The 324-nt window shown below is 42.6% G+C and carries 1 protein-coding gene; it reads left to right on the top strand.

The window, feature by feature from the left end; translation table 11 throughout:
• On the top strand, window positions 1-181 hold a 181-nt coding region (locus BTV99_RS13025; protein WP_143507231.1), incomplete at its 5' end, for a hypothetical protein.
• Window positions 182-324: the final 143 nt, after the last annotated feature.

The raw sequence follows: 324 nt of genomic DNA, 5'->3' as shown, positions 1-324 counted from the left end.
GTGGATAAATCCTGATAAGACAGATGCTATCGATGAAGAGATTGGCATCGTGGGCTTTGAGATACCGTTTAACCGTCACTTCTATGTGTATGAGCCACCGCGCCCGCTAGCTGAGATTGATGCGGACTTGGATGCAGTTAGTAGCGAGATTATGCAGTTATTGAGTGAGGTGCATTCATGATAAACAAATTGCCTAGATACTCAAGCTATACAGATACAGATATAGATTGGATTGAGAAGTACCCAAGTCACTGGCAACTTATCCCTTGTCGGGCTGTGGTAGATCATATTGTCGAAAAAAACGAAGGTGGAAAAATACAGAAT

This window comes from Psychrobacter sp. Rd 27.2 (assembly GCF_001921755.1).
Classification (GTDB): domain Bacteria; phylum Pseudomonadota; class Gammaproteobacteria; order Pseudomonadales; family Moraxellaceae; genus Psychrobacter; species Psychrobacter celer.
This window is presented reverse-complemented; position numbering and strand designations above follow the sequence as displayed.